Origin of the sequence: Streptomyces sp. NPDC059092 (genome assembly GCF_042756365.1) — a bacterium.
In the GTDB taxonomy this organism is placed as follows: domain Bacteria; phylum Actinomycetota; class Actinomycetes; order Streptomycetales; family Streptomycetaceae; genus Streptomyces.
Window position 1 is genome coordinate 81,042 of the sequence record NZ_JBHZEJ010000013.1, and the last position, 14,088, is coordinate 95,129.

General features: G+C 67.6%; 6 protein-coding genes and 2 pseudogenes. 4 read left to right on the top strand and 4 right to left on the bottom strand.

Features of this window, described 5'->3' with window-relative positions; translation table 11 throughout:
• The first annotated feature begins 17 nt into the window (after positions 1–17).
• Both ACFXPL_RS11000 and ACFXPL_RS11005 read left to right on the top strand, forming a co-directional pair.
• Positions 18–899 carry a geranyl diphosphate 2-C-methyltransferase gene (locus tag ACFXPL_RS11000; RefSeq protein WP_384915965.1) on the top strand — a complete coding sequence of 294 codons (882 nt, stop codon included), beginning with the start codon at positions 18–20 and terminating at the stop codon, positions 897–899.
• Positions 900–1,067: 168 nt separating this feature from the next.
• Positions 1,068–1,303: pseudogene (locus tag ACFXPL_RS11005) on the top strand (tyrosine-type recombinase/integrase); the annotation flags it as partial.
• 1,060 nt (positions 1,304–2,363) lie between these two features.
• Here the strand turns inward: ACFXPL_RS11005 and ACFXPL_RS11010 are convergent.
• Both ACFXPL_RS11010 and ACFXPL_RS11015 read right to left on the bottom strand, forming a co-directional pair.
• Positions 2,364–2,834, bottom strand: coding sequence for an NUDIX hydrolase (locus tag ACFXPL_RS11010; protein WP_384915967.1), 471 nt, complete (start codon positions 2,832–2,834; stop codon positions 2,364–2,366).
• A gap of 2 nt (positions 2,835–2,836) precedes the next feature.
• Positions 2,837–3,558: pseudogene (locus tag ACFXPL_RS11015) on the bottom strand (XRE family transcriptional regulator).
• Between the two features lie 281 nt (positions 3,559–3,839).
• Here ACFXPL_RS11015 and ACFXPL_RS11020 point away from each other — a divergent pair.
• Positions 3,840–4,082: a hypothetical protein gene (locus ACFXPL_RS11020; RefSeq protein WP_384916092.1), complete on the top strand. Its 243-nt coding sequence runs from the start codon at positions 3,840–3,842 to the stop codon at positions 4,080–4,082.
• Positions 4,070–4,315 (top strand): hypothetical protein, encoded by a 246-nt coding sequence (locus ACFXPL_RS11025; RefSeq protein ID WP_384915970.1) that lies wholly within the window; start codon positions 4,070–4,072, stop codon positions 4,313–4,315. The genes ACFXPL_RS11020 and ACFXPL_RS11025 overlap by 13 nt, the downstream gene beginning before the upstream one ends.
• Positions 4,316–4,890: 575 nt before the next feature.
• On the opposite strand, the gene ACFXPL_RS11030 is transcribed toward ACFXPL_RS11025, so the two are convergent.
• Complete coding sequence (locus tag ACFXPL_RS11030) at positions 4,891–5,223, bottom strand: hypothetical protein (RefSeq protein ID WP_384915973.1); 333 nt, start codon at positions 5,221–5,223, stop codon at positions 4,891–4,893.
• A gap of 820 nt (positions 5,224–6,043) precedes the next feature.
• Positions 6,044–13,852, bottom strand: coding sequence for a polymorphic toxin-type HINT domain-containing protein (locus ACFXPL_RS11035; protein ID WP_384915976.1), 7,809 nt, complete (start codon positions 13,850–13,852; stop codon positions 6,044–6,046).
• Positions 13,853–14,088: the final 236 nt, after the last annotated feature.

A 14,088-nucleotide genomic window follows, 5' to 3' on the forward strand; every position in this document is an offset into this window, starting at 1 on the left:
GAAGAATGGATTCATCTGTGACCAGCACCGAACTCACCACCACCGGCTCCTCCGTCTTCATCCCCTCCCCGGCGACGCCCTACCAGGGCGACATCGCCCGCTACTGGGACGGCGAGGCGAGGCCCGTGAACCTGCGGCTCGGCGATGTCGACGGCCTCTACCACCACCACTACGGCATCGGAGACGTCGACCACGACGCTCTTGGCGACCCTCAGAACAGCGCGTACGAGAAGAAGCTGATCGCCGAACTCCACCGCCTGGAATCGGCCCAGGCCGAACTCCTCCTGGACCACCTCGGCCCCATCGACCGCGACGACACACTCGTCGACGCCGGCTGCGGCCGCGGCGGCTCGATGGTGATGGCCCACCAGCGCTTCGGCTGCAAGGTCGAGGGCGTCACCCTCTCGGCCAAGCAGGCCGACTTCGCCAACCGGCGCGCCCGCGAACTCGGCATCGACGACCACGTCCGGGCCCGTGTCTGCAACATGCTCGGCACGCCCATCGAAACCGGGCAGGCCGCGGCCTCGTGGAACAACGAGTCGTCCATGTACGTCGATCTGCACGACCTCTTCGCCGAGCACTCCCGGGTCCTCGCGACGGGCGGCCGCTATGTGACCGTCACCGGCTGCTGGAACCCGCGGTACGGCCAGCCGTCGAAGTGGGTCTCCCAGATCAACGCGCACTTCGAATGCAACATCCACTCCCGCCGGGAATACCTCCGCGCGATGGCCGACAACCGCCTCGTCCCGCAGGCCGTCATCGACCTCACTCCCGCGACCCTGCCCTACTGGGAACTGCGGGCCACCTCCTCACTGGTCACCGGCATCGAGGAGGCGTTCATCAACTCCTACAAGGACGGCTCCTTCCAGTACGTCCTGATCGCAGCCGACCGCGTTTAGCACCGCGTCCGGCAACGTTTGCCTGGCGAGGAGAACACGGGGCCGCAGTCAGCGGGGGAGCCGGCCGTCAAGCCAGGAGCGCCGATGGCTCGCGAGATACTCAGATACGTCGCGGGTCATCGGCGCCGAGTGCTCGGACATCGGCGTTGCCGTCACTCACCAGCGGGACGCATCCGCTTCCACGACCTCAGGCACTCGGTCGCGACCCTGCGCCTGGAACAGGGTGTCGACCTCATCGTGATCAAGGAACTCCTCGGCCACGCCCACATCGGCGTCACTGCCCCGGCGTCTACGCGCACGTACGACTCCGACTCCATCGCCAAGCCATCGACACCCTCAGCAACGCACTCGGCGAAGCCATCGACGGCAACGACGACCCACCAGCCGCAGCCGTCGTCCACTGACGTCGCCGTCAGCATTGCCGTCATCGGGACCGGAGCCTGTCAGGCACGTTCCGCACCCTTCGGCCATTCAAAGGACTGAGGTGGCGCCACCAAAGCCGCCAGAACGCCCTTCACACTTTCGTCGGTAAGAGCAATCAAGCTCCACCCACCCCCCCGGACGGCGAATAGGCCAACCGGGGGGCCATCCTCGTCGAGAACTGCAAAAAAGTCCCGCCATCCAAATCTATTATTCCGGAACTCATCCAGTGTGGAATACCGGTCTCGATACGTGCCTCGAAGTGTGGACCTCGGCCCAACTCCAACGTGGATCAAACCGGATACCTCCTCAAGGATTTCCGACAGAACGGGAGGCGGCAGCAAAGCCAACGACTGACATTTGGCACTTCGAAGCAGCTCCGTAATCTTCAAAGTGGGCACTTCTTGCACACTCGCCAAGACGACTCCATTGAGAACGCCGGCGGGCGGTACCCGCAGGTACCGCCCACCAGATCTTAATTATCAGAACCGGAGATCCTCTAGTCGCGCACCTGGCCATGCCGCCCTGGCTCGACCTTGCATGACCCCTTGAATGATCACTTCGGCCTCGCCGCGAAGGTCATCTTCGACCCATGGCTGATCGTTTACATGGACGTGGAAACGTCTGCTGGGGATAGTGGCTCTAATGACAACTCCACTACCTCCACCTCGGGTAGCCGCCCGAATAGCGGCAGCGGGACTAGTGGTCCAGCTGGTGTAGTCACTATCGGTCATACCGAGATGGTGCATCTCAGGCGTCGAGTCCCCGCCGCGTGGCCTTGCAATTCCTTCCACCGCATCATCAAAGGCAGGGTTGGGGCCGCCGGTTTCGCCGCTCACTTCCGCAACTCCCCGATAGACCGTGGTGCCGCCACCGCAATTGTGCACAAGTACCGGAGTGGCACCTGCCAGCGCATAGTACGTGCGCTACGCGGACCCCTCTACCTGCTTTTCCGCAGGTCAAGCACAGTTTGCTGGTCCGGTGAGGTGCGTGGGCGTCTGCGGTTGTGCGAGGTTGTTGCCGTCACTACTGCCGTCAGACGGTTCAGCCCAGGTATGGCTTCTCGCGCTGTTCCAGGAAGTGCTGGAGCCTGAGTTGTTGGGTGTGATGCATCGGCAGTTGCTCGATCTCTTCCGGCGGCACGAACCGGATTTCGGTGGACTCGGCGGAGATCTCCAACTGGCCGCCGGTGATGCGAGCGGTGAAGCAGACGTTGAACTGGCGCCGAACTTCGCCATCGGTATAGGCGATGATGTGTTTCGGGTCGGTGTAGGTGCCGACCAAGCCGGTGATCTCGACATCGAGGCCGGTCTCTTCCCTGACTTCTCGGACAGCCGTGCCCGGCAGGGAATCGGTGAAGTCCATGCCCCCACCAGGCAGGGCCCACAGGTCGTTGTCGCGGCGGCGCTGGAGAAGGATGTGCCCGTGGACGTCGGTGACGACGGCGGACGCGGCGACGACCATGCTGTTCGCCTTGGGTGCGCTGGGGTCGTCGTAGTACTCGGTTCGCGCCACGGTCAGCCTTCCTCTCGTACTGGGGTTGCCGTCGCCCACACGGCGGCGAAGCTGTCGACGTAGGTGTCGAACATCCCGCCCTTCTGGTGACGGCGAAGATGCCACACGGGTGCGGCGTAGGCGTTGACGCCCCAGACGTGGGCGTTGACGAGTTACTGGTCGTCGGCGCGAAAGAGGGAGTTGTAGAGCGTGGTGCCGTGGGTACGAACTTCGATGCCGGGGGCGCCGGCGAGCGGCCTGTAGTGCATGAGGGCGAGGCGGCAGCGGGATTCGATGCCATGGCCGAACCGCTCCTCTTTGCCGCGGGCTTGGACGCTGTCGCTGTCGGCGTCCCCGATCGCGATGCGGACGGTGCAGCCTTCGGCGGCGCGTTCGGTGAGGAGTTCGTTCAGCCGCGGATACGCCTCGTGGAGGAAGACGGCCGCGTAGACGAGGATGTCGATCCGTTCCCGGGCCTGGGCCATCAGGTCGGTGAGCGCCGAGACGGGGATGTCGGCCCGCTGCTCGTAGAGCGCCACCAGTTCGGGGCTGATGGCGCGGGCGGGGCGGGCCTGGCGGAGCGCGCCGGCCAGAGTGCGTGCACGTCTTCTCCCAGGGCCTTGGCCGCCTGCAAGGCGGTGGCACGGCACGGGATACGCCCGAGGTTCACCCAGCGCTCGACCGACTTGGGGTCGACCTCGACTTCCTGAGCCAGTGCGGCGTACGTCCAGCCCCCCGCCGCCATGACGGCTCGTAGTCTCTCGTTCGGCACGAGTCTCCCCCTTCGTCCCAGGACGGCACCAGGGACGTTCTACACGGTGCGGGACGTCCCGTAATGGGGTTTGGTGGAGGTTCCTTCGTCCTGGTGACCGGCGTGAGGATCGGTGCCGACCCTGCGGCACCAACAGGCCCAGGGCACGCATCAACGCCGCCGAGGAGCGTCACCGTGCGAATGAGCGCCACCCCATGTGTTCCCGCCCTGCGACTGGACGCCCGGTCGCGGGCCGCCTCGCCGGGGCGGTCACGATGACGGCCCCCACCCCTGATGCCGACGGGCACACCGTCTCGCCCGATGCCGGCGCCCTGGTGGTCGACCGGCGGAGCGACAAGGTGGGCGTGGTGATGGGGCACGTGGGGACGTACGTGCAGCTTCGGCCACCGCGCGGTGGCCGGGAGTGGGACGTGCCGCCCGAGGACGTACGTACGCCGACTCCGACGGAGGAGTTGAGCGCGAAGGTGGCCGTGGCCAACCGGAGGTGGGGACGGTGACCCCGCGCTCGATCCTGCGCTACGAGACCTGGACGCTCCAGCCCGACCGCGAGCCGGACGCGGAGCCGGTCCATTACGCGATGCAGTGCGCCGTGGACGGAGAGACCTCGCCGACAAGCGAGGACTTCGCCGAACCGCAGGACTGGATACTCCGGCACTGCGGCCAGAACCCGTCCCACCACACCTACCAGGAGATCATCACCCGCCCCTGGCGGACCTGGCGCCAGACGTGACTCGCCTCGCTCGCCCAGGCGCCGCACTGCGCTGACCCACCCGACTCCCGTCCCTGCCGGGCGCAGCCGATCGAGGCTCCCCCGCACGCGTCAGCCCCGGCAGGGACGGGCCTTCACGTGCGTGCGGTGCTCATGGCTGTGGGAGTTCTGGCCTCTTCCACAGAAAGTCAGCCACGACGGCGGGCGTGCCGACCGATCACCCGTCACGTGTGTCTCGCTCAACCCCGCGCCGGCATCAGCCCCGTTATCTTCATCGTCAAGGCCCCCAGCCAGGCAGCAAGCATGGGCGTCCGGGACGGCGCGAGCCCGCCGGGCGGCCTCTCAGGTGCCCGGCCAGTCTGCTGCTGAGCGGTCGGACCGGGGCTTCCGATTGGTAGTCCGGCTTACGCTCCCGGGCTCTGCGCGCCGAGTGGTCGGCGGCCGTCGCCAGCGGGGCGGCAGACAGGAGCGGGCGGCGGGCACCGACCGCCGGCGCGCGGCGGCCCGCGTCAGCGGGACGCCCTTGATCAAGTAAAGAAACTCTGAACAACACTCCCCGTGCTACGCGTCCTGCCGCTCCGCCGGGTGCGGCAGGTTCAGCGTCGGCTTCTGCCTTCGTTCAGCCGGTCGTATAGGCGCTGGACGCTGGCGGCCTGCTCTTCGGGCGTGTAGTTACCGCTGAGGCGCTTGCGTTGCTCCATGACGGCCCGCATGGCGTTGCGGTGGGCGGTGGCGGCTTCGAACTCGGCGCTCGCCTTGGTGAACCGTTCCTCGGCGGCTTCGAGTTCGGCGGCTACCTCGTCGTCGCTCTTGCCGCTGAGCCGCACCGCTTCCTCGTCCGCCCGGCGCTGCGCCGCCATCTCCTCCAGCCCCTCGTTGCCCTGTTCTGCCGCCCCTGCCAGGGTCGCGGCGCAACCCTTCTGCCCCACGGGACCCCGCTCCCGTGCACCGCCTGACCGCAGGCATACCCAGGTCCTCTCGGGAAGCTCACCATTCCCACGCAGCACGTACGCCGTGGAATGCACGGAGGACTCCAGCCGAACGACCCATACCTCCACTAGCTTCCTCCAATCATCATTTCACTGAGTGTATCCGGGTGCATCCGCCCACCCGGAACGCGGTTCCTTATCTCCTCAGTTCTGTTATTCTCGTCAGCAATATACAGCCGAGACCCGGGAAGATTTACGTCATCCCCAGGAGCGAAATCCCTGAACCCGGTAATGGATTCACGCCCATTCGGCTCACCGAAACGGATCACGACAGACACCCGAATCCGACCACCCCGGAACCAGCAGGCCAAAGCCCGACGGGCTGCATCATGTCATTGCTGACATGATGCAGCCCGTTTCACAGACCTCCCTGCTCACCTCTTGATCGAGGCGACTTCGGGAGACTCAGTTCAGTCCGTCCTCCTCAGAGGACCGAAGCGGGACGGGGACATCGCGGTGCCTTCGTCCTCGTGCCATTCGCAATGGGTGGCATAGAGGTACCCCTTCCCTGAATTGATGGTGTACCACTGCCCACGAGTACCGGCCGGAATCTCCACCTTCGGCGGATTAAGGCCTTCTCCCGTACGAATCTCAAGTCGCGAACACGTCGTGGACATCTGGAGAAAGAAGACGTTCGAGAAAAGAACATCCACTCGAGCCGGAGAGGCGTCATCGCGGAGGCTGCGAAGCAGCAGCGAGTTGAAGCTCACCGAGAAATGCCACATTCGAAACGGCCTCTCCCAGGCCGCGACCAAGGTCACTACGAACCTCCTAGGTACTTGGAACCCTTGAGGACCTCCGAAGTGATGTCACTACCCCCCAGGTAGAACCTGAGTCGACTGCTGTCAAGGTTCCCCACCCGGAAGGCTCGCTCCAGGAACGCCATCTCCCGTTGCGTCGTAAGCCAGTTATCGCCGTGCCCCTGCTGCACTGCGGAGTCGAATAGCTCCGCCGGATTGCCCGACCTTCTGTTCTCCAGCGTGAATCCGTCAAGACGTACGTGGATGGTGGCCTCAGGGTGGTAATTCATCGCATCTGCGGCGCTCGAGATGGAACCATCACGTGTCTCCCCCATGAAATGGGTGTAACCGTTGTCATTCGCCCAGTCCTCCAGCCCGTGGTCCGACGTTCCGAGGGCAACATCGTTGAGCTTCTTGCCACAGTTGTGGACCAGGACCGCCGTGGCCCCCGCCACCACATAGTACGTGTGGAGGTCACCGACAGTGAGGTTGTAGACCGTTTCGTCCGGGACCGTGCGGTGCTCGACCGTCGCGATCTGGACGAGCGTGCCCGCGCCGGTACGTAGCCACTGGCCGGATCGGAGGTCGGTGGCGTCGATCCATTCGCCGAGTTCGGGGACCCAGAAGGGGTGGCCGTCGGTCGCCGTGACCTGGGCTGTCTTCGTGCCCTTCTCGCCGTCCGTGTCGATGAAGACCTCGACCAGGTGCTTCAGGCCCTGGCCCTTGATCTCGGCCGTGACCGTCTCGACGCGGGTCGCGCCCGTCCTCGGGTCGGTCGCGACGACCTTGTCGCCCGTTTTCACCTGCTCGATCGGCTTGGTGGTGCCGTCGGCCATCAGGACCTTGGTACCCGCCACGAAGCTGTTGCCGACCTTGCAGGAGCCACCGTCGGCCTTGCCGGAGCCACCGCTGCCGCTGGAGCCTCCTCCGCTGGTGCGGGAGGAACCGCCGGCCTTGCCGCCCGGCTTGGAGCCGCCGGCCTTGCCGCCTCCGCCGCCGCCACTGGATGCCTTGTGCGTGGAGACCTTCGGGGCCGCCTTCGCCTGCGCCTGCTTCTGGACCGCGTTGCCGGTTTTCTTGGCCTGGGCCGCTGCCTTGTCGGCGATTCTCTTCGCCTGTTCGGCGGCCTTTTTCTTGGCTCTCTGGGCGGCTTCCTTCTTCGCCTTCTCGATCGCCGCCTTCTTGGCCCGAAGTGCCGCCGCTTCGGCCGCCTTCGCCGCCTTCAGGACCAGTTCCGCCGCCTTCTTGGCCACGCGGAAGGACTGGATGGCGCTGATGGTGCGGTTGACCGCCTTCAGCACCGAGGGGATCTTGCCCAGCTTGCTCCAGGGGATCGCCCCGATGATCAGGCTGCCGCACGACCACATGTCGCCGCCGAAGCACGACATCGCGTCGTTGATGCCGATGAAGTCCTTCAGGGTGTCCCACGCCACCGCGAGGATCACCGAGGTGAGGGACTTGCCCATCATGGCCTGGGCCTGGGAGACCTGGGCCGCCGAGAGGCCCGCGCCGGCCAGGGCCGCGGCGCGCTCCGATGCCGTCAGGGAGATGGCCAGACCTGTCGGGTCGGACATCGTGACGGGGTTGTTGTGGGCGTACGCGTAGCCGTTGGACTGGAGGGCGTCGTTCAGGTCCAGGACCGGGTCCGCCGACAGGAAGCGGCCCACCAGCGGGTCGTACAACCGCGCGCCCAGCGGCTGGAAGCCGGAGGAGTCGTCGCGCGTCGCGCCCAGGAAGCCCGTGTGGGACTGGAGGTTGGCGCCGACCGTGCTGGTGCCGCGCTGGTTGCCGAACGGGTCCTGCTTACGGATACGGACCGTGTTCGTGCTGGTCAGGGCGACTTCGGCATAGGTGCTGCCCTGGTGGTCACCCGCCAGGGCGACCAGTTGCTCGGCGCCCTGGCCGTTCGCGTACCGCATGACCGCGCCGCCCGGCGCCGCGTAGGTGCGCTGCGTGTGGCTCAGGACACCGCCCGCCCCGACCGTGACCTCGGTGTCGCCGAGGGAGAGCGTGGCCTGCTTGCCCTTGATCGAGAGCAGTCGGCTGCCGTCGGGACCGTAGACGTACCGGGTGTCGTTCTGCGCGGCCCACTGCTGTTCGGCCTTGCCGGTCGCGCAGGTGGCCAGCACGAGAGGGGTCGCGTTCGCCGAGGCGGCGTCCTTGACCGTCACGCACAGGCCCGAGGCGATGTGCGTGAGCTGGCCGGACGCCGTCCGCCTCAGCTCCTGCGCCGCCTTGCCGTCGCACTTCTGGATCCCGAGCGCCGAGCCCGCCGTGTTGGCGGCCGGCTGCGCGCACCAGTCGTCGTAGACGATGAGTGCGCCCCGGTTGGCGTCCGCCTGTCCCGGCGTCGGCGTGAAGCGCCAGCTCTGGGGCTGGGACGCGTTGCAGTCGTAGAGCTGGAGCGGCTGGGCGGCCGTCGTCAGGCCGCTCTTCAGGTCGAGGCACTTGTCCGCCAGGCCGACGTACGGCGTCCGGCCGCCCGTGCCCTGGCCGGTGATGCGCTCGACCTGGCCGTCGTAGGTCCAGGACAGTTCCTGCTTGTCGCCGTTCTCGGACGAGGTGATGGACCTGGTCTCGCCCGTGAGCTCGTACAGGCGCTCCGCCTCGGCCTTGACCTGCGCGCCCTCCGGGGTGGTGTAGGCCTTCGAGACCTTCGTCAGCGTGTGCGGCTGGGCGCCGTCCTTGCCGTACGCGTAGGAGGTGACCGCGTCCTTCGCCGTCGCGCCCGTCAGGTCCTTCTCGGTCAGCTTCTTGCGGTTGCCGACTAGGTCGTACTCGTACTCCTGCCAGTAGCCGGATTCGTCCTTGCCCGCCGCGACGTTCAGCGAGCCGTCGCTGTTCTTCGGGGCCGTGCAGGCGGTCTGCTCCTTGGCGGTCCAGGCCGTCTTGAGCTGGCCGAGGGGGTCGTAGGAGAAGCACTGGCGTTCGGCGATGCCGGTGGAGTGCTCGCGGATCGAGGTGACGTTGCCGGACGGGTCGTAGGTGTACGCCCGCTTGGAGACGAGGTTGCCGGTGACGACGCTCTGGTCGCCGGTCTGCTCGCGGTAGAGCGCCTGCTCGCTCAGCTCGCCGCTGGACTCGTCGTAGGTCGCCTGCGTCCACACCCGGTTCGGCTGCGCGCCCAGCGTGGAGCGCTGGACCTGGCCGTAGGAGTCGTAGACGGTCTCGGCGCCGTACCAGTCCTTGCCCGAGAGGGAGAGCGGCTTGCCGTCCTCGTTGTAGCGGACGACGAGCTTCTCCGCGTCGAACCGGCCGGCCTTCGGAAGCGTCGCCTCCTGGAGCATGCCGGTGTCCGTGTACGCGTAGCCGTAGGTGTACGACGTCTCCAGGCCCCACGCGCCCTTCAGGGAGTTCGGGAGCGTGAGGGTGGTCGAGGTCGGCTGGTAGTCCTTGGTGTAGCCGTCGACCTTCTGGGTGTACGCCTCGCCGTCGGTGTAGCGGGTCGCGCTGTACGGCATGCCCTTGCCGCCGGGCGCCTTGTCGTAGTCGAAGGCGGCCAGCAGCTTGCCGGTGGAGCCGTCGAGGCGCTGCTGGGTCGGCCGCGACAGGAGGTCGTAGCCGTTCCAGACGGTGACGTTCCTGGCGTTCTTTGTGGTCAGGGCGCGGTCACGGGCGTCGTACGTGGTCGTCGTGGTGCCCGTGTCCGGGTCGGTCGCCGTGACCTGGCGGCCCCGGTTGTCGTACGTCCAGCTCCACGGGTGCGCGGTGTCGGCCGAGCTGGTCGCCTTCTCCATGCGGCCGTGCCGGTCGTACGCGTACCGCATCGAGGTGAAGCCGTTCTGGGCCTCCGGGTCGAAGGTGTCGACGCGGGAGGTGCGGCCGAGGGCGTCGGTGTAGACGCGGTAGTCGGAGGTGCCGGCCGGGTTGAGGACCTTCGACCAGTCCTGGCCGTACTCGTAGCGGGTGGCCCGCGCCGGGACCGGCTGTGAGGTGGCTTCCCCGGTCAGCGGGTCCAGGACCTTCAGGACCGGGGTCTCCGCCAGGGCCCGGCCGAGGCCGTCGTACGTGTAGCGCGTGATGTTGGGGACGGCGGTGTCGGCGAGCGGGGTGAAGAGCTCGCCGGGCTTCGCGTCCTGGGTGAGGTAGGCGTTGTTGGTCTGCCAGACCTCGCCCGACGTGTTGTAGAGGGTGTCGGTGATCAGGTGACCGCCGCCGTCGGCCTCCTCCTGCGTCTGCCGCTCGCGGCCGAGACCGTCGTAGAGGGTGACGGAGGTCTCGATCCGGTCCTCGTGACCGCGCGCCCTGGTGGTGACGTACGGCGGCTTGCGGTCGGGGTTGTCCTCGTCGTACCGCGGGATGGTGTAGGTCGCGCGGAAGTCCGGGACGGACGAGGAGGACGGGGTGCGGCCCGCTCCCCACGCCTCGCTCATACGGCCCAGCGGGTCGTACGTGGCCTCGCTGACCTGGCCGTTGGCGTCCGTGGTCCGGAGGGTCGTCGAGCGACCGGGCTCCATTTCCTGCCTCTGGGAGTGGCCGGCGGCGTTGGTCTCGGTGACCGTGAAGACCTGGCCGGTGGGCGGGTCGTAGGTGATCGTGCCGGCGTTGCCGTCCGGGTCGTACTGCTTGACGACACGGCCGACCTCGTCGAACTCGGAGCGGCCGTCGCTCTGGAAGCCGGTGCCCTCACCGTTCAGGGACCACGTCTGGGAGGCCTCGCCGAGGGTGCCGGCGGCGAGCGCGGTGCCGTACCCCTGGCCGTCGTACGCGGTGCGCGTCGCGCCGCTCAGTGTGGACAGCTTCGTGAAGTCGGCGGCGGCGCAGGTGGTCGGGGAGACCAGGACCTGCTTGGTGAGGCCGATGAGGTTCCTGGCGGTCTGGTGGACGTACTCCAGCCGGGTGCAGGACTCGTCGCCGCTCCTGCCGGTGTCGCCGAGTGACTCGACCTGGGTGGGCAGGCCGTGCGTCGGCTCGTAGGTGGTCGTGGAGCTGACGGTCCGCTGGGTGCGGGTGTCGTCGCCCGTACCGGAGGAGCGGGTGTACGCGAACTCCTCGGGCTCGGTGACGCGCCAGGCGCGCAGCGGGCTCAGGCCGTCTCCCCGGTCCCGTTTGGCCAGTTCGGTGGCGGCGGGGACGGTGACACTGCGGGACAGCCAGTCGGTGTCCGCGTCGGAGGCGCTGGTGTACGTCAGTTCCTCGGCGATACGGCCGGCGAAGGGCTCCAGGTCCTTGGCGATCTCGGCGCCGGTGATGTCCTTGACCGGAACCGTGTCGCCCATGCCGCGGAAGTAGCGGGTGACGGACTTGGACTTCTTGCTGCCGATGGACGTCTCGTCCGCGCCGGTGACGACCGTGGTCTGCTCGAAGCCCGCGAACTGCGCGTACGTGCGCGTGGACTTCTTGGTGAACTCGGCCTCGGCGAGCTTCCAGCCCGCGTTCTCGTAGGCGTACGCGGTCTGCGTCGCGAACGCCCCGTCGACGTTGGGAAGTTCCTCGATGGTGTCCACCACGTACTTGTGGAACCAGTCGATGTCCTCGGCCTCGGGGTCCGGGTTCCAGAACGACGGGTAGCACAGCCGGATGTTGGCCTTCAGCGCCGCGGTGTCCTTCTTGCCGGGCAGACCGGTGCCCGAAGCGCACTGCCCTTCGGGCTGCTTGTAGGTGACGACGGTCTCGCCGCCGTACTCGTTGATGACACGCGCGACGCGCAGCCGGGAGAAGCCGGGGCGCGCGTCGTTCTTCACGCGGTTCGGCATGTCCTCGGCGTTCGACTCGAAGCGCACCGGGTTCAGGGTGACGCTGTCGTCGGTCGAGCCCTTCCTGGCGTACCCCGTGCGCTGGATCGATTCCAGCCACAGGGCCGTGTTGGCGCCGGTCTTCAGGACCGGGAAGCTCTGCTTGAGGGCGTACGTGTCGACCACCTGGCGGGCCGAGGTGGTGGCGAGGCGCTGGGACGAGGTGGTGATGGAGGTCAGCCGCTTGCGGGTCCAGAACGACGGGCCGGCGTTCCAGCACTTCTTGCCGGACTGGCAGCGCAGGTCGGCCGGGGTGTCGTACCAGATGCGGTACTTGCCCGGATCCTTGTCGGTGAAGTTCTCCTCGGAGCAGGTCAGCGCGCCCTCGCTGAGGCAGCGCTCGGCTACCGCGAAGGAGACGCGTTCGGTGGCCGGGGAGGTGAAGACGCTGCCCTTGGTGTTGCGCTGGCCGTAGTCGATGTGGTCGAGCCAGCCGCCGCGGTCGTAGCCGACCGGGGCCTTGAAGTTGAAGTTGCGGGCGTAGTGGTTGCCCTCCTTCTTCCACCAGAAGGACATGGCGTTGCCGTGGACGTTCTCGACGTAGTCGAGGTTCCAGCGCCAGGCCTGGGTGCACCAGGAGCCCGCCCAGTCACCGGCCTTGTAGCAGTCCTCGTCCGAGTGGTTTCCGTACACCGGGACGGTCAGGACCGAGTCGGTGACGGGCTGGCCGCTCGACCAGCCGGGCAGCTTGTGCTGGCCGAAGTGGTAGCGGGTGCCGTCGCGCGTGGTGACGACCCAGTACTCGCCCTTCCGCGCGCCGTTGCCGGTGGAGTCGTCCTTGATCTGCTCGACCTTGGCGCCGTCTCCGTTGGCGGTGGTCCACTTGCCGTCGTCCCACACCAGCTCGGTGGTCATGCCGCCGAGGGAGAGGGTGGCGTTGTTCGAGCCCCAGCACAGGTCTGCGGTGCGGTGGGTGGCGTTGTTCGAGCCGGACTTCTTGGAGTCCTCGCGGCAGGTGGCGTACGTGCGGGTGATCGAGCCCGGGTTGTAGTCCCAGCCGTCGCCGATCCAGGACGCCTGGTTGTTGGAGGCGGAGGTGCGGCCGTCCACCGACTGGGAGGAGTAGCTCAGGTTCACCTTCGGCGTCAGACCGCCCGCGGACTCCGGGACCTGCACCTGGTAGCCGTAGGTGAACGCGCCGGAGGACGAACCCGCCGACCAGGAACCCGAGGAGAGCAGCGGGGTGGCGGTGAAGTCGCCGGAGGCGGAGGAGCCGGTGTCCAGGGCGCCGACCACCTGGGGGCCGGAGGCGTCGACGGCCGGGAGTACGGAGGTGGAGGTGGACGCCGTACGGACCGAAGCGCCGGAGGCGGTCGCGCCCGCGTCACCCGTGTCGCCGGAGCCGGCCGCGTCGCCGGCCAGCAGTTCGGCGACCGGTACCGAGCCCGAGAGGATCTTGCGGGTGGCCGCCTTCTTCGCGGCGGGCGTACGGGTCGGTGCCTCGGCGGCCGGGACCACCTCGACCGAGCTGCTCAGCCGCTCGGCCTTCTCCTCGGGCGTGCCGGACATGGTCGTGGCGCCCTCGGCGGCGCAGTCGCCGGTGTCGGGGGCGTCCAGAACGCAGTCGGGCAGCAGCATCAGGCCGAAGCGGTCGGCGGCCTGGGGCCCGTAGAGGTCGGCGAAGGCCGTCGTGTCGACGGCGAGCGCGACCTGCGCGGCCGGGTCGGCGGTGGCCGGCGGGGTGACCCGCATGATCATGCCGGAGACGCCCGCGTCCTGGGATGTGGCCGGCGGGGCCAGGTCGACCTTCCAGTCACCCGCGAGGGCGGCCGGATCTGCGCCCTCGGGCACGCCGACCGCGATCGGCAGTTCGTCGACCGGGACGGTGGTGCCGGGCGCGGTGTCCGCCTTCAGCGTCGCGACGCCACTGCCCTTGGTCCACGGGGTGACGGCGGTCGGCGTGTACGGGTCGACCGGGACCTCGGGCGCGGTGGTGAGGCTCTTGTCGGCCTCCTCATCACCGTCGACCGCGGTGTTCTCCGGCAGTTCGGGCAGCTCGAACGACCGGCTCATGCCGGGGCCGGGCACCGCGAACGCGCTGCCGCCCAGGCAGGTGACGGTCAGCGTCGTGGACAGCAGAAGGACGGTCGCCATGCGGGCATGCCGCCGGCGCCGTCGTTGTGATTCCGTCCTGACCAGGCGTCTTCGACCCAGCCAGGACAGTGGACCTTGAACACGCATACGCGACGACCCCACCCAGGCGATGCAAAAAACAACAGAGGCGGTCCGCACCTTCTGTCATGAGCGCCACAGATTTCAAGGGCGTTGCGTGACGAGGAAACAACTCTCTGTGAAGTGCCTCACATGAAAATCACCGCCAAATCATCGTT